The organism is Streptomyces sp. NPDC053542, assembly GCF_044544685.1.
In the GTDB taxonomy this organism is placed as follows: domain Bacteria; phylum Actinomycetota; class Actinomycetes; order Streptomycetales; family Streptomycetaceae; genus Streptomyces.
Genome location: NZ_JBITXL010000010.1, coordinates 236,605 through 259,951, shown reverse-complemented (window position 1 = coordinate 259,951; position 23,347 = coordinate 236,605). Strand labels below are relative to the sequence as shown.

The following is a 23,347-nucleotide window of genomic DNA, read 5'->3' as shown; positions in this document are numbered from 1 at the left end:
GCACTGCGTACGGCAGGGCTGTCATGGGGTCGCCCTCCCGGCCGGGTACGCGGGAGGTACTTCGTACGCCTCGGCCGGGATCGGCGGCAGGGACAGCAGGTTGTCGGCCGGGTCGGCGTTGGCCGCGGCCCGCAGGTAGCGGCCGCCGCTGCCGTCCGCGGTGGCGACCACCGGCACCCGGCTCCCGGGCGTCTGCTCGATGTAGAACGCCTGGCGGCCGTCGAGCGCGGCCAGGGCCTCGGCGCGGGTCATCCGCCACCAGCGGCCGTCCGGTCGCCGCCCGGCGATCTCGCGGACGAAGACCCGGTCGCTGCCGGGCATCCGCTTGCGGACATGGCTGATCCGCAGACCGGGGCCGTGCAGCGGCAGCAGCGCGGAGGCGTGGTGCGCGACCCGGACGGGCCGCTGGAGCGTGATGTGGGCGAGGGACGCCGCGTTACGGCTCCAGGACAGCCGGGGCGCCCCGGGGCTGGGATCCAGCGGACGCGGATCGGCCCCGAAGGCGGGCACGGTCCCGAGGTACGTGAGCGCGGCCAGCTCCTCGGCGCTGCGGACCGTCGCGGCCCAGTCGACGTCCCGCCAGGTGAAGGGCCGCGGCCCGTACACGGCGTCCTTGGCCGGCTCGTCCAGGCCGAAGGCCGGGGCGAGCGGATGCTCCTCGAAGACGAAGAACCAGCCCGGGTCCGTCTCCGAACCCAGCGCGGCCGCGACGGTGAGCGGGAAGCCGAGGAAGAGCACGTCGGCGCCGATCTCCCCGGAGAACACCGGCTCCACCCGCTCCTCGCCGAGCCGCCGCGGCCCGCCGGGGACCGCGGGCGGCAGCGCGCGCCGCGCGTGCAGCCCGAGCGACGGGAAACGCCGGACGACCTCGCCGCGCACCAGGAGTACGACGGCGTCGTCGCCGCCCGCCGGCCTGCGCACGTGCTCACCGAGCGCGCCGCTCCGGTCCCAGTCCCGCATCGGCGGCACGTCGGGCTGCTCCAGCCCGGCCGGTACGGTGCCGCGCGCGTCCCAGAAGTGGCGGAACGCGGTGGCCCGCCGGTCCGTGGGGAACTCCCGCCACAGCAGTTCACGGCCCAGCTCGTGGTTGGCCCCGGCGAGGAACGCCTCGACGAAGCGGCCGTTGGCGCGCAGCAGGGTGACCGTCTCCGGCGGCACGTGCTGCACCCCGGGCAGCAGGTGGTCGCTGCCCAGCTCGGTGAGGAGCTCGGCCATCGGCTGGGCGAAGGACGGCGGGGCGAGCAGCGGCCCCAGTGGGTCGGGCAACCCCGAGCCCGCGAGGTCGGCGCCGTCGATCCGGGCCGCCACCCGGGCGGTGACGGCCCGCTCGGGCACCGTGGCACTCCGTACCGCGTCGGCGAGCCCCGTCAGCGGTACGGCGGGCTCCGTCTCCTGGAGGGCGCGGGCCTGCGCCGCGAGGAGGGCGCGCTGATGGGCCATGGCCGCGTCCCGGAAGTCGGAGGTGATCTTCCGGCGCCGCTCGGCGACCGTGCCGGGCAGATCGGCCAGGGCGATCCCCGCGCCCTGGTTGACCCAGCCGTACCAGGCTCCCGCGTCGGCGGGGATCGGCGCGGACCAGGAGCGCGGCGTCCCGGCGCCCTCGATGTCCCAGCCGATGCGGTACGAGGCGGAGTTGGCCTGCGGGCCGTCCTCCAGGACCAGGACGGCGAGGTCGGGTTTCTCGGTGCCGCTGAAGTCGGCGACGGCGATGCCCGCGCCGGCCACCTGTGGGAAGACCCCGGGGACCGGCACGGTGGGGCCCCACTCGGCGACCCGCCCGCGCGCGTTGATGTTCCAGCCGACCCGGTACGAAGCCTGCGCCCCGGCCGGGGTCTGCTCCATCAGCATCACGATCAGCTCGGGCCGCAGGTCCCCGTTGAGGTCGGCGACGGCGACGTCCAGGCCGAAGACCGCGGGCGCGTAGTCGGACGGCCGCCCGGGCCAGGGGAGTTCCACCGAATCGGACCAGCCGCCGCGCGCCACGCCGTTCTCGGGCGAGATGTTCCAGCCGATACGGAGGAACAGGCGCCGGTTCCCCTTGAGGCCGCCCAGGTAGACGACGAGCAGCTCCTGATTGCCGTCGCCGTCGAGGTCGGCGAGCGTGCAGCTGCCGGCCTGTACGTACGCGGCCTCGGTCAGGCCGCCGCTGGAGGTGAGCGGGGTGGACATGGGGGTCGGCATGGCGACCGGGCCGATCCACGAGGCCGGGTCCGCGTTGCCGTCCAGGTTACGGGCGATCAGATAGCGGCCGAAGTTCCCGACGTGCCCGTTGTTGTTGTACTCCTCGATCCAGAAGATCACCGCGTCCGGGCCGGCCGACTCGGGCTGCAGCTTGCCGGTGGCGATGCCGAAGCCCTGGGTGAGGTCGGCCGCCATCCGTTCCGTCATGGCCGGCTTGAGCTGCCACCCGTCGCGCACCCCCGCGTCGAAGTCGGTCTCCCGGCCGAGCCGCAGATACGGGATGTTGGCCCCGGCCGGGGCGTCGACGTGCCCCACGAGCAGGTGGGAGAGGAAGCCCAGTTGAGGGCGCCAGCGGATGTCGGCCGGCGGGAGGGCCCGCGGGTCCCCCTTGCCGCCGAACTCCGGGCGGCCCAGCGGATACCAGACGTTGTCCCCGGCCCGGTCCACGACGAGCAGCTGCCCGTCGGCGACGACGTGGACGAGTGAGCCGTACGTGGCCCCGTGAATGCCCTGGTCGTATCCGGAGGGCACCCGGCCACCGCCGGGGAGGGTGCCGGTGGTCGGCATCACGAACACGGTGGACTGGGTGTGGGAGAGGACGGCGGTGCCGTCGTGGCCGAGGCCGAGCACCCGCGACATCGGCGGCAGCCCGTTCACCACCCCCCACAGGATGGTGCCGAAGAAGGACCAGCTCATATAGAGCGCGCCGTTGAGGTCGATGCCGTAGTACCGGCCGTCGGAGGCCCGCACGGGCACACCCCGGTCGGCGCTGAAGCCGGCCCCCGCGGCGCCGAGGTCCTTGTGGACCCAGCTGGTGCCGTTGTGGGTGAGCTGGAGCAGTTTGCCCACCCGGTTGACGAGCAGCAGCTCCCACGTGTTCTGCCTGCGCACGCCGGTGATCCAGAAACCGCCGGGCATGCCGAGCCGGACCCAGCTCCAGTAGTCCTCGCGGCCGCGCAGCTCCCAGAGGATGCCCCAGTCGTCGACGACATAGGCGGCCTGGTGGAGGTAGTTCGTCGAGCCCAGGCCGCTGGGGGGCTGGTACCGGACGGCGGTGGTGAGCCGCCCCTCGCCGGTCACCAGCGGGCGGCTGGTCGTGGTGGTGCTGTCGCTGGGCGTCCCGTGGTTCCGCCAGGCCCACTGGTCCCCGTCCCAACGCAGCTGGTACAGGCTGCCGTTGGCGCCGATCACGAAGACGTGCAGGTCCCGCACGGCCGACGGCGGCGAGGCACAGGTGGTCCCCGGCGGGTAGCCGTGGTCCACCCAGCCCGGCACGTTCTGCTGGGTGACCCGGGACATCAGCCGGCCGTCCTCGGTGACGACGAACACCCGGTTCGGCAGGGCCGCGCCGACCCAGCGGATGACGGGCACCGCCGGCGCCACGCCCTCCTTCGGCTCGGTCGGGTCCTTCTCCCACCAGCGGGTGGTGAGCCGGTCGGGGCGCAGGTTTCCGAAGCTCTCGTGGCCCGCGAGGTCCTCCACCCCGGCGAGCCCCGCGGGCGTCGGCAGCGGCGGCACCGCCTGCTCGGTACGCCGGGCCAGCGAGGCGGCCAGTCCGGTCGCCGCCGTGTCCGTGGCGGCGGGCTCCGCGCCCGGCGCGGCGGCCCGTCGGGCTACCGGGCCGCCCGGCCGCAGCAGGCGCCGGAACGCCGGGTCCATCGCGGCGGCGGCCTCCTCGTTGCGGGCCAGCTCACCGGCCGCCGTACTCCCGTCGTAGGCGACGGCGTCCCGTACGGCTGCGGTCATCTGGAGCATCCGGGCATCCAGCCGGTCGTTGTCCGCCGCGGTCCCGGGCAGCCTGCGGTGCAGGCTCGTGGCGACCGTACGGGCCAGCTGGCCCTGGCGCAGCACCTCGTTCGCCCGGCGCAGCTCCGCCGCCTGGTCCCAGGCCGCGGCCACCAGGTCCTCCTGGTTGCGGCGCACCACTTCGGCGCCGAGCGCGGCGGCGGCCCGGTGCCGCGGGTCGAGGTTCAGCTCGCGCAGCCAGCGGGGACCCGTCTGCGGCGAGGGCAGCCCCTCGGTACCGGCCTGCGCGGAGCCGTAGACGGGCGGGGTGAGCGTGGTGTTGAGCGGACCCGGGTCGAGGGCCGCCTTGTACGCGGTACGGAAGACGGTGGCCGTCTCCGCGTGCCACGGGCGCGGATCGGTACCGGCGGTGGGCAGCGCACCCTCCAGGTCGAGGGTGCGGCCGGGGTGGCCGGCCGGCAGTACGGGCAGCCCGCCGCCCGCCGCGCCGACGTCCATCGGGCGGGTGCCGACGTCGCCCGGCAGGGCACGCGGAGTGAGCGCCCTGACCAGGGACTCGAAGTCGCCGTCCAGGCCGGTGGTGAACCACCAGTGGTGGTAGAGCGGCAGCAGACACTCGGTCTCCGCCGGCCGTTCGCCCGGCGCGGGCCACGCGGGGAGCAGCTCCCCTTCGGGGACCGGCAGCCCGAGCCCGGCGAGCCGCCCGGCCTCGAAGGCGGGGACGACGGCCGCGAGATAGCGGGTGCGGGGGTGCAGCCGGCGGGGGCAGAGCAGCCGGGACAGGGTGCGGTCCGGCTCCTCCGCCAGGATGCGGTCGACCTCCGCCTCCCCGGCACCCTCGTCGGTGGCCACCTGGGCGTGTGCCCAGGCCCAGGACTCCGCCAGGTTGGGAAGTTCGGTACGGGGACAGCGCAGACGGGGCAGGGCACCGTCGGCGGGCAGCAGCTCGGCGTGCTCGGCCTCGACGACGACCAGGACCAGCCACGGCCGCAGCCGGCCCAGGTCGGTGGCGGCTGCGGGCGTGAACAGCCACGGCAGATCGGGCCGGTCGAACTCGACCGCAGGAAAGAGGTGCGGTGCCGCGTCCGGGGTCCCGTCGGCCGGGAAGACCCGCAGGACCTGCCCGGTGTCGAGCCCGGTGACATCACCGGGCCCGAGCAGCCGCGCCGGTACGGAGACGGCGTCCCGCCCGGTCAGGCGCGGGCGCAGCGTGACGTGCGTACGGGCGGGCATCGCGCCGGACGTGGGGTCGACGGCACCCCCGGCGGCCGCGAGGCCCTCGCGGACCCAGGACAGGAAGGTGAGGCCGCTCATCGGGTCCCCCCAGGAGTGAGGTCGGCGGTGGGATGGGTGCCCGGGTCTCCCGGTGCGGTCTCCGGCGCGAGGCGCAGGCCCGCCGTGGCCAGGTCGCGGCGGTACTCGGCGGCCTCCGTCCAGGTGGTGCCGCGCGGGGCGGCCGACCGCAGCAGGCCGGTCTCCCCGGGCTCGCCCGAGACGCGCCAGCGGGTGTCCCGTACGCCCAGGTCGCGCGGGGCCGCGGCGAACCGCTGCCGGCCGGTGCGGCGGGCGGCGGGCGCCGCGGCGGTACGCAGCCCGGCGGCCCCCAGTGCGGGCCCTTCAGCGGGGCCGGGGCCGGCGAAGGCCGCGGCCGCCCCGGCCGGAGCCGTGACGCGGTGGGCACCGTCCTGGACGATCTCCTCGTAACCGACCGAGGAGGCGAACACCCCGGCCCGCTCGCGTTTCCGGGCGACCGCGCCCTCCGCGCTCGCGCCCGCCGTGAGCAGCTCGAAGGAGGGCGCGGCGAGTTTCTGCTCGTCGGTCAGGTCCAGGAACTGCGCCGGCGCGAAGTACTCCCGGGTGGGGGTCATTCGCACGGTCACCGGAGCCGTCGCGGGATCGGCGTCCTCGACGGTGAGTACCGGATCCAGGTCGAGCCTGCGGTCGCCGTCGACAGGCGCGCTGCCGTAACGGTCGAGGGTGACGCCCAGCGGGGCGACCCGCTGGGTGCAGGCGAGACCGCCCAGCGGGTGGACGATCAACTGTCCCTCGGCATCCGGGAGTTCGCGCAGTGTGACGACGGTCCGGCCCGCGCCGGTGAGCTGTGCCGTCCAGTTGCGTGGATCGGCGAGCGCCTTCTCCACCTCCACGGCCACGTCCACGGCCGCCGGCAGGGCGGCGGGCGCGGCCCGCTCGCCGAAGGTGCGGTCGAAGCTGATCTCACCGCTGAAGAAGAGGATCTCGAACCGGGCCCGGCCGCGCACGTGCCAGGGAGCGGGCCCGGACAGCGCGACCTCGACGCCGACACCCATCAAGGTACGGCTGCCCCGCTTGAGCGCGAGGTGCCCGGCGATGTCCACTTCAAAGCCGAAAGGCTCGAACTGTACGAGGGCGTCGAAGGCCAGCAGTCCCTCGACGCTGAAGCCGAGCGCCGCCGCGTACAGCTCCAGCCGGGCACCGAACTGCGCGGTGTTGGACGTGAGCGCGAGGTACGCCTCCAGGCGCACCCGCGGGTTGTCGCCGTTGAGCAGCGACAGGTTCAGCCGCCGCAGCTCGGGGAAGCCCTCGGGGCGTTGGAAGCGGGGGTGGAAGCCGCCCGCCGACAGCGCGAATTGCGGCCGCCCCTTCCAGCGGGCCCGCATCGCCATGTCCCCGGTGAGGGCGAACGCGGCGATCCGCGAGTCGTACAGGGTGGCGTCCACCGACGCCTCGCCGCGCTCGAAGTCGATGACGCCGAGCACGTCCATATTGACGACGACGAGCGCGGTCTCCTCGGTCGGCAGCGCCATCCGCAGCCGGCCGAGCAGCACGAGCCGTACCGGCGTGGGCAGTTCGAGCAGCAGACCCAGATCCAGCGTGAGCAGCGTCGGGGTGCCCCAGCCGATCCTGGCCATCGGGCCGACGACGTGCCGCCCTGGTGTGGGCGGGAAGACGGCGCCGAGCGTGGCGACGATCTCCGGCGCACGGGCCAGCGGATCGCGCGGGAACAGCACCGAGTCCAGCGCCTTGGTACGCACACCGGCCCGCAGCGTGTCGACCGACACGGAGCGGTTGATGCCGATGAGCCCGCCGACGCCGGAGAGCGTGAAGCCGAAGCCGAGCTGTACCGGGGTGAACTCCGCCGAGACCAGGACGAGCAGCGAGAAGCCCTCGCTGCCGTCCGGCATCTTCGTGGTGAGCAGGCCGACGGCCTTGAGCGCGATGCTCTCCAGCTGGAGCGCGAGCACACCCGCGTACTCCTGCTTGTCCCGGTCGAAGAAGAGGTAGCCGCCGCCGGTCACCGGGCCGGCCGCCACCTCCAGCGCCGCGCCCTTGGGCGGTGCGAAGGCGGCACTGAGGCCGACCGGGCCGAGGTTGCCGTTGGAGGTGGTCAGTTCCGCACCGAGTCCGATGCGTTCCACCGTCGCGCGGACGGGGCCGAGTTCCAGGCGGGCGGTCGCGGCGACCGTCGCGCGCAGCTCGCCCTCGGTGGCGTCCGCGCCGAGCCCCAGGTGGATCGCCTGGAGCTCGATGGGGCCGAGCCGGGCGTTGACCGGCAGGGTGGCGTCGAGTCCGGCGGAGCCGGTGAAGCTCAGCCCCTTGCGGCGCGACCACTGCAGGCCGAGCGCGAACTCCGTACGCAGCCCTTCGGCGGGCAGGACGGAGGCGAGGAAGCCGTCCCCGTCGCCGCCCGCGACGACGAAGGCTGCCTTGTCGGCGGCGATGCCGAGCTCGATGTCGTTCCGGTCCTCGGCGCCCTCGGGCACGTCCTCCAGGACGGCCTTCAGCCAGGTACGGAACTGCCCGATCTCCAGTCGGGTGCCGGTGGCGCTGCCGAGCAGCAGCGCGGGCGCGTCCTTTTCACCGGCCTTGCGCAGTTCCAGGCCGAGTTCGATGCGGCCCGCGGTATGGGCGGTGAAGGACACCCCCTGCGGGCCGATGGCCACCGCGGGACCCGCGCCGGACAGGTCGGCGCGCAGCGCCCAGCCGCCGCCGAGGAGCTGGTCGACGGCGGCCTTGCCGCGCGGGACGACGACCACGCCGAGGTCCCCGGACGCGGGGGAGGACAGGGCGAGGGTCGCGCCGATCTCGCCCCCGATGCCCGGCGCGACGGCGACCGGGATTCCCAGCGTGAGCATCCGGCGGCCGAGCGCCACCGAGGCGTCGTCCAGGCCGGTGTCCGCGGTCTCGCCGAGGCCGACGAGGACGGAGACGCCCAGCTCGTGCAGGAGGCCGCCGAGCCGGGGCAGCAGGGTGGCGGCGAGCGCGTCGGCCGCGGCCTCGTCGACGAGGCCGTCCGGCAGATAGGCGGCGCGCAGCGCGGCGACCGGGTCGGTGACCAGCTCGACGAGCCGCTCCGGCCGCAGCCGGGCGCGGGCGGCGGCGGTCCGTACCTCCTCGCCGTCCTGGTTGACGACCGGCGTCTGCGGCCCGGCCTCCTCGGGCAGGACGAGCACCCCGAGGAGTACCAGCACGTGGTACAGCACGCTGTGGTGGCGCAGCAGCCAGTCGGTGACGAGGAAATGCACCACGTCCTCGGCGAACGCCTCGGCGTCGAAGTCGCCGAGCGCGGGCGGCACATCGCGTACCAGGTCGACGGCGCCGGCGACGACCTCCAGCAGCCGGCCGAGCCCTTCGAGGTCCTGCGGCGGATGCGCGACCAGCTCCTGGAGGACGCCGACGGCACCGGCGGCGTCCTCCAGCCAGTCCGCGACCTCGGCGGCGCCCTGTTCGCCGGCGGCGGCCGGGTTCCAGCCGATCCGGGCGAGCAGCCGGGCGAGCCGCAGCGGATTGGCGACGGCCTCGGTGACCGGCTCGATCAGCCGGAGGATCTCGGTGACCAGGGCACTCTGGCCGTCGGCGGGCCCTTGCGGCGTGTCGGGGCTCGCGGGCTCGCCGGGCTCTGCGGCGCCGCCGTCGGCGGGGATCTCGGTCATGTCGGCAGCCCTTCGGTGTCGAGCACGAAGTCCCGGGCGGTGCGCAGGGTGCGCTGGTCGGCGGGGAGATCGGCGAGGGGCAGGGCGTAGTGGCGGGGGTTGCTGCCGCCGGACCAGCTCGGCCACTGGTCGACGACCCGCAGGGTGTGGCCCGGGTCCTTGTAGCCGGCGTGGTTGCCGTGGGTCGCCGGGTGCGGCTCGGCGTTCTCCGCGGTGGGGCTCGGGCACGGGTTCTTGGCGAGGATCGCGGCGGCCAGGGCGGTCTCGTGCGCGGCGGTCCAGGTCGCCGTGTCCGGCCCGAAGGTGAGGCCGGAGTCGGCGGCCGCCCGGGCGACGACCTCCTGGAGCCTGGCGGAAGCGCGCGAGGGGTTGCCGCGCAGCAGGACGGCCGGCGAGAAGACGTGCCAGCGGTGGAGCAGCGCCGCGGTCTTCTCGGAGCGGAAGACGTCGCCGATGGTGGTGCCCGCCTGGAGCGGGAACGGGTTGGCCGCCGTGGGGTGGTTCCAGGGCGCGGCGCGCAGGTCGCGCAGCCGCATCCGCGCCATGTCCCACATGGCGCGCCGGAAGCCGTCGTCGGTGCGGCCCGCCATGACGAAGCGGTGGAACCAGTGCCACAGCTTGAAGTACTCGTGCTCGGCGTACTGGCCGTAGACCTGGGTGACGCCGGGGCCGGGCGCGGGGAAGCCGTGCAGCGGCGCGGTGCTGCCGTCCTGGCGGGTGAGCACGCCACGGGCGGCGTACTTGCGCTGGCCCGGCACCCACGGCGACGGGGAGCCGGTCTGTCCGTTGCCCGTCCACGTCCGGTCGGGCAGGACCCCGAAGAACCCGGCCACCTTCTGGAACGATGCCTCGCTGCGGGTGCGCAGGAAGGCGAGGAAGGCCCACAGCTCGCCGTCGTCCACCTCCCACAGGGCCCGCGCCGGCCGGGACGGCTGGGTGGCCGGGACCCACTTCCGGGCCCCGAAGGTCCAGTGGCACAGGCCGAGCGAGGCGAAGGCGTGGTCGTAACAGTTGACGGCGTCGAAGTAGCCGAGCGCTTCCACCTCGGCGACCGCCCGGATCACCTTGAACGTGGCCAGGGTGTTGGCATCCAGGTCGCGCAGCGGGGTGCCGATGAGGGCCTCGGGGGTCATCTCGGCCTCGGGAGCCCAGGTGTGACCGCGCTCCGGGTAGGCGACCGGCCCTGACATGGGACGGTACGGGTCGGTGGCGGCGGCCGAGGGGTCGTCGTAGGGCACGCGCTGGCCGAGGGGCGTGCGCCGGTCCGGCTCCCAGCCGTCCGCCGGCCGGGTGGCGGGCCGCGTCCAGTGGTCGGAGAAGTCCCGCGCGAACATCTTCGGCGAGGTCACGGTGTTGTTGACGGTCTCGTCCCAGCGCCAGACGTTGTCGGCGAGCCGGGCCGGGCGAGTGCCGGTGGCGGCGATGACGGCGACGGCCGAGGGCATCGACCCACTGGCGTTCCGCCATGCCTCGATCACCACCGGGCAGCGCAGGCCGTCCGCCTTCCAGCGGGCGATCACCTGGCGGGTGGCGGTGTCGACGACCCCGCTGACCTCACCGGCGAACCGCCGCGCCACGGGAACCTCGACGCTTTCCAGCGCGGAGGCCCAGCGGTGGTCGCGCAGGACGGTGACCGCGTCGCCCGCCGGGTGTGCGGCGGCCCCGGTGCCGTCGGCGGCGCGGGTGACCGTCCAGGAGGTGCCGGAGACGGCGGTGACGGTGAGGTTCTCGTCGCCGACGCGGGCCTTGAACGGCAGGTCCGGGAGGGTACCGGTGGCCGGCGCGAGCAGTGTGAGAGCGGTCGCCGCATCGCTGAGCGGCTGGGCGAGCCGCACGACGGCGGTGGCTACCCGCGCGACCCGCCCCATCTTCGCGTACGCCTGCAACTCCCTTACGGCCCACCGCACTTCGCGTCCGAAGCTGCCGTCGCGGGTGCCGACCACGCCGAAGCCCAGCTCCTGTAAGTCCCGCTGGAGGTCGGTGACATGCGTGCCCCCGGCGGCGGCGCCGCCCCCGGCGGAGGCGTCGGTGTCGCCCTCGCGCAGGGTGTTCCCGCCGTACAGGTCGGGGAGGGCCGAGGGCGGGGCGCCGGTGGTCTGGCCGACGTCGAGGGGGACGGCGAGGCGGGTGAGCGGCGCGCCGCCCACATTGCCGGGCAGATGCCACCACAGCGTCTGTACCACCGACTTGGCGTCCTGGCCGTCCCAGGTGAACTGCACCTCGCCGATGTTGTTGCGGCCCACGATCTCCCGGCCGCTGCCCGTGACGGCCATGTAGTCGAGATGGTTCTCGGCGGCCTGTACGTACTGGGCGAGGTCGGCCCGGCGGTCGCCGGTGGCCGGGAAGGACACCGGCGCAGGCCCGCCCGGGCGCGGCGCCGTGCCGTCGGGGTCCTCGTGCCGGACGTAGGTGAGCTCGTACTCCCACTCGGGCGCGGGGCTGTGCACGGACGTGTTCTCGGGTAATTCCATGAGCGCCGGGGTGTCGCGGACGACGACGGCGCCGGTGGGCAGCCCCGGGAGGGTGCTGGTGCGGACGAGGAACTGCTTGCCGTCGGGGTTGGCCCAGCCGGCCCGGCGGGTGTGCGGCGTGCGCAGCGGGTTGAAGCCCGCGTAGTGCAGCAGCATCGTGCCGGTCGCCTCGTTCTTGAGCGAACTGGCGGTCAACTGGGCCAATACGCCCCGCACTTGACCGGCCGGTGAGCTGAACGGGGCGGAGGCGCGGTAGGCCATCCGGGCGGCGAAGCCGTAGTGGACGTCGCCGCCGAGGGAGACCACGCGCCGCCGCCGCACCCCGTCGGCGCCCGGAGCGGCATGGCCGAGGACCCGGGCGATGAATTTCTCAAAAGCCCGCGGATCGTGGCTCCATGCCTCGTAGTCCTGATCCAGCTGGCCCGCGTAGCCCTGGAGGCGCCGGACGGCCGGCTGCGCGAACTCCTCGATGACCGGATCGCCCAGCACCGGGCACGGCGACAGCAGCACGGTCACCTTCTCCAGGCCCTGGTCCTCGGGCGCCTCCACCATCGCGGCGAAGGAGGCGTCGGAGAAGAACAGGGACGGCGGGTCGGTGTATCCGCCGCGGAAAACACGCTGGGTACGGGTGTCCACGGCCACGAGCTGGTGGGCCTGCCAGGTGATCGCGTAGTGCCACGTGAGGGACCCGGACTCGCGCACGATGCGCCCGGCGGAGTCGGCCCCGGTGGGCACCCCGGTCCGGCGGGCGATCACCGCGGCCGGACCGGCGGCAGTGTGATCGGGCGCGGCGAGCGCGGTGAGCAGCTCACGGCCCGCCTCACCCTGCGGGCCGTCGGCGAACTGCTCGGGCGTGTTGCCCCAGCCCTGGCAGACCGCGTACGCCGCCATCGCGTTGCCGAGGAACTGCCGCCCGTGGACGGTCTCGGACACCTCGTGCACCCAGCGCTTGGAGATGTACCAGTCGTCGGTGACCTCGTGGTCGTCGAACATCATGTACGTGGCGGTGTTGGCGAGGGCACGGCGGACCATGCCGAGGGTGCCCCGGAAGCCGTCCACCCGGTCGCACTCGGTCACGTACTCCATGAGCCGCTCGTGCGCCCGCTTGTACTCGGGCTTGGTGCGCAGACCGAAGTACTCGGTCGGGTGTGGATCGCCCAGCGCCTTGGACTCCCGCGGGAACAGCTCCGGGAAGAACTGCACCGGCGACACCACCGGCCACAGGGTGGGGGACCAGGCCATGAGGTACATGGCGAAGAACTCCGAGAGCCGCAGCAGATGACTGCGCCCCTTGGCCGTCGTCATCTTGAAATCGGTGACCACCATCTCCTGCCGCCACCCCGGCCGGAAGCTCCACTTCTGGTACGCGGGATGGACGGTGGCGAAGGTCTCCTCCCGGCCGAGCAGCGCCCGGCCGTAAGTGGAGCAGATGTGCAGCAGCCCGTCCGCGACGTCGTCCGCGTAGATCTGGTCGCCCGTCAGGATCAGCTGTTGCGGCCGCCGCTGCGGTGCGGCGACATCGGCCGCGAGGACCTCGTCCAGGATCGACAGCGCGTCGGTCCCCTCGGCATGCGGCTTGCGGCAGGAGGCGTGGAAGAGCCGCAGCCCGCCCGGCCGGTCCGGCGGTGTGACGAAGCTCGGCAGCGTGGGCGCACCCGACGTCCCCTGATACAGCAGGGCTTTGCGGGCCGCGCTCTCGTCCGCCGCGACGATGTCGGGGGAGAAGAGGCCCGGCGCCCCGGCCGCCACCGGGGTGGCCGGCGAGGTCACGTCCTCGCCGAACCGCAACGCGTACCGGTAAATGGTCCCGGGTCTGAGCGTGCCACCGGAAGCGGCCTTGGCGGTCACCGCGACGAGATGCAGATGCTCCCCGACCCGCGCGGTGACCCGGGTGCCCGAGAGGGCGGGCGTGGCAGGCAGCGCCCCCGAGGCCCCCTCGAACACATCGAGCGTCACCTTGCGCGGCGCCTTCAGCGCCAGCCATACGGTGACACTGCTCCGGTCGACCCGCCGCACGATCGGCCCGGCCAGTACCAGCGGTAATGCCGCGATGTTCAACGTCGGCAGGGCGGACACACCGGTCCCCCCGCTCATCCCCACAGTCCCCACGTTTGCCCCCCGTCGGGTGAGATGGAGGGAGAGTACCTTCACAGGAATTACATCTGATAGTCACGTGATGAAAGATTTGTGGGGAACCTGAGGTTCAGTTTGTGCCGGGAGTGTTCAGTGGATATATGACCCACCGTTGATGTCGTACGTGACGCCCGTGAGGTACCCGGATGCCGGGCGCGCTGTTCGGGCCGGTTCATACGCCTCACGCCTCATACGCCTGGAGACATCAGCCCGTCCTCGCAGCTGTATTAGACGTATCGATGCCGGTCACTTAGCGTTCGGCGCATGACAGAGCGACGTGCGATCCTCAGCGGCTCGACGTTCGAGGAGCAGATCGGCTATGCCCGGGCCGTGGTCGACGGTGACTGGGTGCATGTGTCCGGGACGACCGGGTTCGACTACGCCACCATGACGATCTCCGAGGACGTGGTGGAGCAGGCCGAGCAGTGCCTGCGCAACATCGAGGCGGCGCTGGCGGAGGCGAAGTGCACCCTCGCCGACGTGGTGCGGGTGCGGTACCTGCTGCCCGACCGGGCGGACTTCGAGCCCTGCTGGCCGGTACTGCGCCGCGCCTTCGGCGAGGTACGGCCGGCCGCCACGATGCTCGTGTGCGGTCTGGCCGACCCCCGTATGAAGATCGAGATCGAGGTGTACGCGCGGTCGGCTGCCGCTTAGCCGGTCACCGCGTCGACGCCGTCGATCCGCTGCTCGTCGTGGCGCGCGTCCGCGTCCCACGTGGCGAGGTCCACGACCCGGTCGTCCGGGAAGAGGGCGCAGGTCCGGCCGTCGGCCACGAACACACTGCGCGGTGCGGTGTCGAGCACGGACGCGGCGACGAACGTACCGACGATATGCGTGAAGTCGCAGACCGCGCCGATGCGGAACAGCGACCGGGATTCGGTGGTGACCTCGTCGCCCCCGGCCCGCAGGACGGTGCGCTGGTCGGGGGCGATGGCGCGGGTGGTGACAGCGACGGCGATGTTCTCCAGCCCGTCCGAGGCGACCGCGGCAAGTGCGCGGGCCCGCCGTACGGAGAGGCGCTCCAGCAGGAAGCGGTCGCCGCCGCGGCCGAGGATGACGGGTATGTCGCGGGCGCGGGCCAGCGGCAGGCAGGCGGCATGGGGGTTGCGTTCCACGGCGACGACCTTGATGCCGAGGTCCCGCAGCTGGGCGGAGAGGCGCAGGCCCACCTGGCCCAGGCCGACGACGATGACGTGGTCGCGGCGGGGGATGGAGCGGGCGCCGAGGATGCTGGTCATCCGGTGGCCGGTGAACCGGTCGACCACGCTCGCGGTGAAGACGGCGGCCAGTACCAGGACGCCGAGCATCGAGACGGCGGAGAAGATCTTGTACCAGCCCGGGCCGTGCTCCGCGTGCGGCGAGGATCCGACCGTGGTGAGCGTGCGGGCGGCGTTCCACGTGGCATCGGGCAAGGGCTCGTGGAGTACGAGGACGCCGAGTGTGATGTCCACGGCGAAGGCCAGCAGCAGCGCGGTGAAACTCGCGACGAGCACCTTGGCGGACGTGCCGAGGGAACGGAACCAGGACACGAGGGTGGAGCGTGGCCGGTGGTCCGCGTGGGAGGTGAGGGTGCGCTTGGGCAGGTGCTCGATGGCGGTGCTGACACCTTCGCGGCGGACGCCGACGACCTCGTTGCCGAGGGGCTGGAGGATGGCGTACTGAGGCGCGAGGCAACTGGCCAGCAGGCTGGGCACGATCGCATCGGTCATGCTCAGCACGGTGCAGTTGGGAATGGTCCGGCTGACCTCGTCGGCGACGGTGCGGTCGAAGAGCGTCACCACCAGCCGGACACCGGGCTTGAGGTGTTCGGCCAGCAGGGCGTAGCGCAGGGCGACGATGTCATCGCGGGAGACGACGGCGATCGCGTCGACGGGGTGCTGCAGTCGCCGGCGCAGGGCGTCGTCGTCGGGGCGGGGCAGCCGGTACGCGGTGCCGCCCCAGCGCTCGACGCAGGCGGCGGCCGAACGGCCCAGGGCCTCGTCGTCCTCGATGATCACAACGTGCTGCCCCGCGGTGGGGGCATGCGGGCGTGCGTCGGCATGGGATGGCATTGGCATGTTGTAACACGCCCCCACGGGCGGCCGGCTCCTCCGCATGCCACAAATCTCCCGCTGGGATTGGTACATATGTCGAATGCGCCTGGGGGCCGCATCCCATAGGCGGTGCTTGTGCAGGGCATCGATTTTTGGTCGTGGACCCCGCGTCGTGTGACCCGGCTCACTGAGGCTGCGAGTGTGCGTGGCGCTGATCGGGCTCGGCGTCACGTGGGTTACGGCCTCACGTGACGGGTGCGCCTTACGCGGCGCAGTCACGCGGCGAGCTCGGGCAACACGCCAGCGTCACCAAGGCCCTCATCGCCCATTTGGCCGACCAGGGGCCACAACCGGGCGACCAGCGGCCGCCTCCAGACGACTGCGGACGCGTTGCGTCCGGGCCAGGCGGCCTCGTAAGGCAGCCGCGGCCGGAGGAGATGAAAGCCGTACCGCTGCCGGGAGGCGACCGGACGGGCGAACAGAACGGCTGGTCGGAGAGGTGCGCACGGCCGGTTGCGGTGGCACGGCGGCGCAACCGGCCGCAATGCCTCGCCCGTGGCGGATACCTGTCGTACCCGCGTACCCGGCAATGGCGGGATGAGGTGCAGAAGGCGGGCCGCGCCTGGTGTTCAATGCGCGCTTAGGCCCAGTAAGCGGCCGCCCCTCACGGGCGGCCGCTCGGCCTTCGCCCGGGCCATCCACCATGGTGCCCGTGCCTCCCGTGTGAGGAGGAACCTCATGCACGTCACATCCCTCGTCCGTCACGGCAAGCAGCGACGGCGGCGCACCACTGCCACTGTCACCGCCGTGACAGCCCTCCTGCTGTGGGCCGGTGCCGGCCACGCGGACGCCACCCGGCAGGCGCCCGCGAAGGACCCCACCGGCCCCTCCCGCGCCGCCGACGCGGTGAACGCCTACATCTACGGCTACCCCCTGGTCCTGACGCAGGCCACGCGGCAGCTCTCCACCAACGTCACCCGCCCCGACGCCACCACCTACCAGGCGCCGCCGAATCAGTTCGTCACCGCGAGCAATGTCCCCGGCCCGGAATTCAAGACGGTCGTCTCGCCCAACGTGGACACCTTGTACTCCTCGGCCTGGCTGGACCTGAAGGCCGAGCCGGTGGTGCTGCACGTGCCCAACACCCAGGGCCGCTACTACCTGATGCCGATCCTCAGCGCCTGGACGGACGTCATCGCCTCGCCGGGCAAGCGGACCACAGGTACCAAGGCGGGGAACTTCGCGATCACCGGGCCCGATTGGCACGGCACCCTCCCCGCCGGCGTGAAGCAGATCAAGTCCCCCACCGACACTGCCTGGATCATCGGACGCACCCAGCTCAACGGCCCCGCGGACCTCCCCGCGGTACACGCCCTGACGGCGAAGTACACCCTCACACCGCTCAGCGCGTACGGCCGTGCCTACACCCCGCCCGCGGGCCGGGTCGACCGCAACGTACCCACCCTTTCGCCGCCGGACCGCGTCGCGCGGATGGACGCCCCGACGTTCTTCTCCCGGCTCGCCTCCGCCATGGCGGACAACCCGCCGAGCCGGGCGGACGCCCCCATGGTCGCCACGTTGAAACGGCTCGGCATCAGCCCGGGCAAGCCGTTCGACATCAACGCCGAGGGAACGGTCAACGCCCAGGCACTGCGCCAGGCCGTCACCACGGGCCAGCAGCGGATCCAGAAAGCGGTGTCCGGCCTCGGCAAGGATGTCAACGGCTGGCGGGTCGCGACCGACCTCGGCCGCTACGGCACCGACTACCTGCGCCGGGCCGCCACCGCCTGGCAGGGCCTCGGCGCCAACCTGCCCCAGGACGCGGTCTACCCCCTCGTGCTCACCGACCGCCAGGGCCGGCAACTGACCGGCGCACGCCGCTACACCATCCACTTCGCACCCGGCCAGACACCGCCGGCCCACGCCTTCTGGTCCCTCACCATGTACGACCGGAAGGGCTTCCTGGTACCCAACCCCATCAACCGCTACGAGATCGGCCACACAGCGAAACCCAGGCCCAACAGCGACGGTTCCGTGGACATCTACGTCCAGCACGACCCGCCCGCGTCTCACAAGCGGTCCAACTGGTTGCCCGCACCCACCGGGCAGTTCAACGTGATGCTCCGCATGTACTGGCCTGGGCCGACCGTACTCAACGGCACCTGGACCCCGCCTCCGGTCCTCGCCACCGGCGGCCCCGGCGCCTCGGACGAACTGGCCCGGACCGGTGACGACGGTCTGGAATTCCTCGCCGCCGGCGCGGCACTGTGCCTGATCGCCGGAAGTGCGTTGATCATCCTGACCCGCCGCCGCCACGGGACGGCTTTCCGCCCGTAAAAACAGCAACGAACAGCAACGAAGGCGTCACACCGCACGTGCCGGAGAACGGCAACCCGGCACGTGCGCGTGGCGCCGATTTTCGCCCTGATGGGTGAGATGTGTGATTAGCCGGTGAACTTTGGGGAACCAGGAGGCAGGCAGAGCCCGACAAGGTACGGAGGCGGTATGACCGAGGAGAAGTCGTCGTCATCAAGCAGGCTTCCGGGACCACTACGGGCGATCACGCCGGACCTGCGGCAGGTGCCCGGCGTCAAAGAGGTGACGAAGGCGGCGGAGGGCGCGCTGAACGCGGTGGGCATCGTGTCACCGCACGGGCGACGCGTCGCGGCGTACACCGGCGCGGGGCTGCTCGGCGTGGCCGGCCTCGTCGAATGGCCGATCGCGCTGGCCGGCGCGGCCGCCGTGTGGCTGACCCAGCCCCGCCCCGAAGAGGACGGACACCGCGGTACGCACGACGGCCAGGCGCAGCACAGGCCCGCTGCCAAGGCCCAGTCGAAGAGCCCCGCGAAAACAACGGCGAAGACCCCGGCGAAGACCGCGTCGAAGACCGCGTCGAAGACCCCGGCGAAGAGTCAGGCGAAAGCCCCGGCGAAGAGCCAGGCGAAGACCACGGCGAAGAGCCACTCCCCGAGCAAGGCCAAGGCGGCGGGGAAGTCGACGGGGAAGGCGACGACGAGCGGCGGACGCTCGCGCACCGCATCGGGTACGAAGGCGACGAAGCGGCAGCCGGCGCGCGCGACGGCTTCCTGACCGTGGCAGTCGATGGCTTCTTGACCGTGGATTTTGGTGAGGGTGGGACATGGTTCTGGGGCTGCTGACCCGCTTGCCCGCGGCCGGATGGGGCGCGGCCCTGTCCGCGCCCGGTTATGTCGCCCGGGGGCTGGAGGCAGCGCCCGGCTACGTCGCCCGTGGGCTGGAGGCGTGCGCCACGGTGGCCGGCGAGGCCGTTGACATCGGCTGGCGTGCCGCGTCGGACGGCGCGGCGGCGGTGGCGGACACCACGGTCCACGTGGCCCACGTGGCACGCAACGCGCTGCCGGGCGGGATGGAGGAATGGCGGGCCGGCAGCCGCGTGCACCTGGCGTTGCAGCCGTCCTCCGAAACCGACGACGCCCGGGTACGGCGTGCGGGCGGGGTGGAAGCGGTGGCCCAGAAGGTGGCCACCGCTCTCGCCGAACGTCCGGACGTACTGCTCGCCTACTGGGACGGCGGCCTGGCGCGGCTGGTGGTCACCGCCACCCAGGACGCGGCCACCGACCGGGTGGTGAAGAAGGCCACTGACCTGGCCGAACGGCATGGGCTGACGCATGCGCCGCTGCACGAGTTCGCGCACCCGGAGGGCACCACGGCGGTACGGGTCGCCGCGACCGCGCTGGCGCTGGACGCCGTCGGCGTGGCAGCGGCGACGGCAGCGCGCGCCTGGCGAGTACCGCGTTCGTCCCGGGTGGTGACGGCGGGTGTCACGCTGCTGCGGGAGAACCCGCGGTTCCGTGCGCTGCTGAAGAGCCGGCTCGGTGCGGCGGGCGCGGACCTGACGCTGGCCGCGGCGAACGCCGCGGTCCATGGCGCGGGGCAGTCTCCCACCTCGTTGGTCCTGGACGGCTTGCTGCGCGCGGGACAGCTCGTGGAGAGCGTGGCGCGGGCGGCCGTCTTCGACGCCACCCACGACCGGGTGTGCACGCCGGAACGGTGCAGCATGACGAAGCGGGAGGTCGCCCGGCCGCCGCTGCGGCCGACTCCCGCGCAGGAGTACGCGGCCCACGCCGCCACCGGCAGCATGCTGGGCGCCGCCGTGACACTGCTGCTCAGGCGGAATCTCAATGAGGCGGCGGAGGCGGTGCTGTCGGGCTCCCCGAAGGCCGCCCGGTACGGCCCGGTGGCCTTCTCCACGGCCCTGGGCAGCGCCCTCGCGCGCTCGGGGGTGCTGGTCCGCGACCCCGAGCGGCTGAAACAACTGCAACTGGTGGACACGGTGGTGCTGCACCCCAGCGCACTGCGCGGCAACAGGCGCGCGCTCTGCGAGGTGCATCCCAGCGCGGAGGACTGGGACCACGACCGGCTGTGGCGGGCCGCGGCCGCGGCCCTGAGCTCGCACGAGAGCGGCGACGCGACCGGGGTGGAGCTGCGTCCCGTACCGGGGCAGCCCTCGGCCGAGACGGGCATGATGATCGCCTCGGCCGGTGGACGGGACGTCGGTACGGTGACGATCGGCTGGGAACTCGACCCGCTGACCGAGGCCGTACTGGACGCGGCCCGGCAGGCGGACCAGTACACCATCGTGGTGGACGACCCGGCACTGGGCGACTTCGCGGCCCTGGCCGACGAGGTCGTCTCCGCCGAGCGCCCGCTTGCGGACCACGTACGGAGCCGCCAGGCCGACGGGCACGCGGTCCTGACCGTCGCGCGCGTACCGGCCCCGCAGCACGGTGCGTCCGATGCGCAGCCGCACGGTGCGGACCACCCGGTGGACCACTTGGCGTCGGAGGACGAAGAGCTGCTGGCCGGGCTGCTGGGCAGTGACGTGGCGGTGGCCCTCACCGACGACGACAGTGCCGTCGTGTGGGACGCGGACGTACTGGCCTTCGGCGGCCTGAAGGATGTGTGGCGGCTGCTGGTGGCCGTTCCCGCGGCACGGTCCGTGGGCCGGCAGTCGATGGTCCTCGCCCGGGCGGGCGCGGCGCTGTCCGGTCTGCTGGTCGCCACCGGCTCGCAACGGCGCGGGCTGGCCTTCCTCACCGGAACACAGCACGCCCCGGTCAACGCCGCGGCCATGGGAGCACTCCTGGCGGGGTGGCGGTCGGCCGTCGGCGTGGCCGCCGCATCGGCCCCGCAGCCCCGGCCCCGCGTACCGTGGCATGCCCTGGAACCGGACGAGGCGGTGGCCCGGCTGGAGAGCAGCCGCCCCGGACCGTCCACGCCCCTCTCCGATGCGGTGACGACGACCCGGGCCGTGGCCGCACGGGTGACGGGCCACCCCGTCCTCGCGCCCGCCCGCTGGTCGGTACGGCTCGCCAACGCGGTACGGGCCGAGCTGGACGACCCCCTCACCCCCGTTCTCGCCGTCGGCGCGGCGGCCTCCGCCATCGTGGGCTCGGCCGTGGACGCGACCCTCGTCGTCGGGGCGATGGGCATGAACGCACTCGTCGGCGGCGTGCAGCGGCAACGCGCCGAACAGGCCCTGACCGCGCTGGCCAAGGGCCAGAAGCGGAAGGCCCGCCGCGCCGAGAGCCGCGCCGGCGTTGCGCCGGGCACGGCTGACGATGCGTCAGCAACGGTTGACGTTGCGTCGGCCACGGTCGACGCGGCACGGCTGGTCCCGGGCGATGTGATCAAACTGGACGTGGGTGACGTCGTCCCCGCCGACGCGCGTCTGCTGGCGCTGACCGGCCTGGAGGTCGATGAGTCCTCGCTGACCGGCGAGTCCCTCCCCACGACCAAACAGCTCACCGCGACACCGCAGGCAGCCACCCCCGACCGCCGGTGCATGGTCTTCGAGGGCACCACCGTGGTCGCGGGCCAGGCCACCGCCGTAGTGGTGGACACGGGGGAGCACACCGAAGCCGGCCGGGCCGTCACGCTCGCCTCCCGCACCCCGCCGGCCACCGGCGTCCAGGGACGCCTGCAGGAACTCACCCGCAAGGCACTCCCGCTCACCTTCGCGGGCGGGGCCGCGGTCGCCGGGCTCTCCCTGCTCAGGGGGCGCCCGATCCGCCAGGCCATCGGGGGAGGCGTGGCCGTCGCGGTCGCCGCCGTTCCCGAGGGGCTGCCCCTGGTGGCCACGGTGGCGCAGCTGGCGGCCGCCCGCCGCCTGACCCGCCGCGGCATTCTCGTACGCACTCCCCGCGCCCTGGAGGCCCTCGGGCGGGTGGACACGGTGTGTTTCGACAAGACCGGCACACTGACCGAGAACCGGCTGCGCGCGGTCCGTGTCGCCACCGCCGACGGCACGGTCTGCCGGCCGGACGACGAGGAAGCCGTCGACGTGCTGCGGCTGGCGGGGCGCGCCTGCCCACAGGAGACCGAGGACACCGCGGGACGGCAGGCACACGCCACCGACGAGGCCGTACTGGCCGCGGCCCCCGCCGACCCCGAGTGGACCGCGACGGCCGGCCTGCCGTTCGAAGCCAGCCGCGGGTACACCGCCGCCATCGGCGCGGCCGGCAGCGGGAGTTGCCTGCTCGTGGTCAAGGGAGCGCCCGAAATCGTGCTGGACGCCTGCGAGGACCTCCCGGCGGAGGCGACGGAGTGGGCCCAGTCCCTCGCCGGTGAGGGACTGCGTGTACTCGCCGTCGCCGCCCGCCCGCTGACGACGGCCCAGGACGGCGACGCACTCGTCAACGCACCGCTGGAGAAGCTGGAGTTCAAGGGGTACGTCGCACTCGCCGACGCCCCGCGGCCGGGCTCGGCCCCCATGATTCAAGGGCTGCGGGAGGCCGGCGCGAGGCCGGTCATGCTGACCGGCGACCACCCCCATACCGCTCGCGCGGTCGCCCTGGCGCTGGGCTGGCCGGACGACACCAAGGTGGTCACCGGCGACGAGCTCGCCGCCTCGGACCGTGCGGGCAGTGCCCGCCTCCTGCGGGACGCCGGGGTCGTCGCCCGCGTCGCTCCCGAGCAGAAGCTCCAGGTGGTCGAGGCGTTGCGGGCCGCGGGCAAGGTGGTGGCGATGGTCGGGGACGGCGCCAACGATGCGGCGGCCATCCGGGCCGCCCACGTCGGCGTCGGTCTGGCCGCCCGTGGCTCGGCCGCCGCCCGTAACGCCGCCGACCTGGTCCTCACCGAACCGGACCTGTCCGTGCTGGTCGACGCCATCACGGAAGGCCGGGCGCTGTGGCGCAGCGTCGCGGACGCCATCAGCATCCTGATCGGAGGCAACGCCGGCGAGGTCGGTTTCACCGTGCTCGGCACCCTGTTCTCCGGAGTGTCGCCGCTGTCCACCCGGCAGCTGCTGCTCGTCAACCTGCTGACGGACATGTTCCCCGCGATGGCGGTGGCCGTCACACCGCCGGACGTCCCGACGGAGGAGTCCGAGGCCGCATCGGCAGGCGGGGCATCGGCCGGTACCAGCGCACCGGTCGGTACCAGCGCACTGGGCGCTCCGCTGTTGCGCCAGATCCGCCAGCGCGGCGTGGTGACCGCATTGGGCGCCACCGTCGCCTGGCTGATCGGCCGCTTCACCCCCGGCACCGCGCGCCGTACCAGCACCATGGCGCTGTGCGGGGTCGTCGGCGCCCAGCTCACCCAGACCCTCATCGGCCGCCACCGCAGCCCGCTGCTGTGGGCGACCACCGTGGGCTCCGCCGCCGCCCTGATGGCCATCGTGCAGACACCCGGCCTCAGCCACTTCTTCGGCTGCACACCGCTTGGGCCCGTGGCCCTGGCGGGCGTGGCCGCCGCCGTCGCGACCAGCCTCGCCGGCCCGCGCGTCATGCCGCCCATCGAACGGCTCCTCACCCGCCTCCAGAGCCAACTGCGCCCGACGGCCCCCGCACCGGCATAGCCCCTCCCGCACCCCAGCAGCCCCTGCACC

The 23,347-nt window shown here is 73.4% G+C and carries 8 protein-coding genes; 4 read left to right on the top strand and 4 right to left on the bottom strand.

Going from position 1 to position 23,347, the window contains the following annotated elements:
• Nucleotides 1–21 precede the first annotated feature (21 nt).
• The 3 genes from ACIGXO_RS27245 to ACIGXO_RS27235 are packed head-to-tail and all read right to left on the bottom strand — an operon-like array spanning nucleotide 22 to nucleotide 13,405.
• A complete protein-coding gene (locus ACIGXO_RS27245; RefSeq protein WP_399791979.1) occupies nucleotides 22–5,241 on the bottom strand; it encodes a hypothetical protein in 5,220 nt (1,739 codons plus the stop codon).
• Nucleotides 5,238–8,840 (bottom strand): DUF6603 domain-containing protein, encoded by a 3,603-nt coding sequence (locus ACIGXO_RS27240; RefSeq protein WP_399791977.1) that lies wholly within the window; start codon nucleotides 8,838–8,840, stop codon nucleotides 5,238–5,240. Before ACIGXO_RS27240 ends, ACIGXO_RS27245 begins: the two co-directional genes overlap by 4 nt.
• The gene (locus ACIGXO_RS27235; RefSeq protein ID WP_399791975.1) at nucleotides 8,837–13,405 is read right to left on the bottom strand and encodes a peptidoglycan-binding protein; all 4,569 of its coding nucleotides are present in this window, start codon (nucleotides 13,403–13,405) and stop codon (nucleotides 8,837–8,839) included. Before ACIGXO_RS27235 ends, ACIGXO_RS27240 begins: the two co-directional genes overlap by 4 nt.
• Before the next feature lie 303 nt (nucleotides 13,406–13,708).
• On the opposite strand from ACIGXO_RS27235, the gene ACIGXO_RS27230 reads away from it, so the two are divergent.
• Nucleotides 13,709–14,098, top strand: coding sequence for a RidA family protein (locus tag ACIGXO_RS27230; protein ID WP_399791973.1), 390 nt, complete (start codon nucleotides 13,709–13,711; stop codon nucleotides 14,096–14,098).
• Here ACIGXO_RS27230 and ACIGXO_RS27225 read toward each other — a convergent pair.
• On the bottom strand, nucleotides 14,095–15,495 hold the full coding sequence (locus tag ACIGXO_RS27225; RefSeq protein WP_399791971.1) for an NAD-binding protein: 1,401 nt from the start codon (nucleotides 15,493–15,495) through the stop codon (nucleotides 14,095–14,097). The two genes, ACIGXO_RS27230 and ACIGXO_RS27225, sit on opposite strands and share 4 nt — an antisense overlap.
• A gap of 720 nt (nucleotides 15,496–16,215) precedes the next feature.
• On the opposite strand from ACIGXO_RS27225, the gene ACIGXO_RS27220 reads away from it, so the two are divergent.
• The 3 genes from ACIGXO_RS27220 (at nucleotide 16,216) to ACIGXO_RS27210 (ending at nucleotide 23,317) form a co-directional block, all read left to right on the top strand.
• Nucleotides 16,216–17,814: a DUF1254 domain-containing protein gene (locus ACIGXO_RS27220; protein WP_399791969.1), complete on the top strand. Its 1,599-nt coding sequence runs from the start codon at nucleotides 16,216–16,218 to the stop codon at nucleotides 17,812–17,814.
• Between the two features lie 168 nt (nucleotides 17,815–17,982).
• A complete protein-coding gene (locus tag ACIGXO_RS27215; protein WP_399791967.1) occupies nucleotides 17,983–18,567 on the top strand; it encodes a hypothetical protein in 585 nt (194 codons plus the stop codon).
• A 49-nt stretch (nucleotides 18,568–18,616) separates the two neighbouring features.
• Complete coding sequence (locus ACIGXO_RS27210; RefSeq protein WP_399791965.1) at nucleotides 18,617–23,317, top strand: HAD-IC family P-type ATPase; 4,701 nt, start codon at nucleotides 18,617–18,619, stop codon at nucleotides 23,315–23,317.
• The last annotated feature ends 30 nt before the right edge of the window (nucleotides 23,318–23,347 follow it).

Bases quoted from the DNA above. Each gene is read 5' to 3' on its own strand.
- ACIGXO_RS27245 (WP_399791979.1), bottom strand. From the start codon at position 5,241: ATGAGCGGCCTCACCTTCCTGTCCTGGGTCCGCGAGGGCCTCGCGGCC.
- ACIGXO_RS27240 (WP_399791977.1), bottom strand. From the start codon at position 8,840: ATGACCGAGATCCCCGCCGACGGCGGCGCCGCAGAGCCCGGCGAGCCC.
- ACIGXO_RS27235 (WP_399791975.1), bottom strand. From the start codon at position 13,405: ATGAGCGGGGGGACCGGTGTGTCCGCCCTGCCGACGTTGAACATCGCG.
- ACIGXO_RS27230 (WP_399791973.1), top strand. From the start codon at position 13,709: ATGACAGAGCGACGTGCGATCCTCAGCGGCTCGACGTTCGAGGAGCAG.
- ACIGXO_RS27225 (WP_399791971.1), bottom strand. From the start codon at position 15,495: ATGCCATCCCATGCCGACGCACGCCCGCATGCCCCCACCGCGGGGCAG.
- ACIGXO_RS27220 (WP_399791969.1), top strand. From the start codon at position 16,216: ATGCACGTCACATCCCTCGTCCGTCACGGCAAGCAGCGACGGCGGCGC.
- ACIGXO_RS27215 (WP_399791967.1), top strand. From the start codon at position 17,983: ATGACCGAGGAGAAGTCGTCGTCATCAAGCAGGCTTCCGGGACCACTA.
- ACIGXO_RS27210 (WP_399791965.1), top strand. From the start codon at position 18,617: ATGGTTCTGGGGCTGCTGACCCGCTTGCCCGCGGCCGGATGGGGCGCG.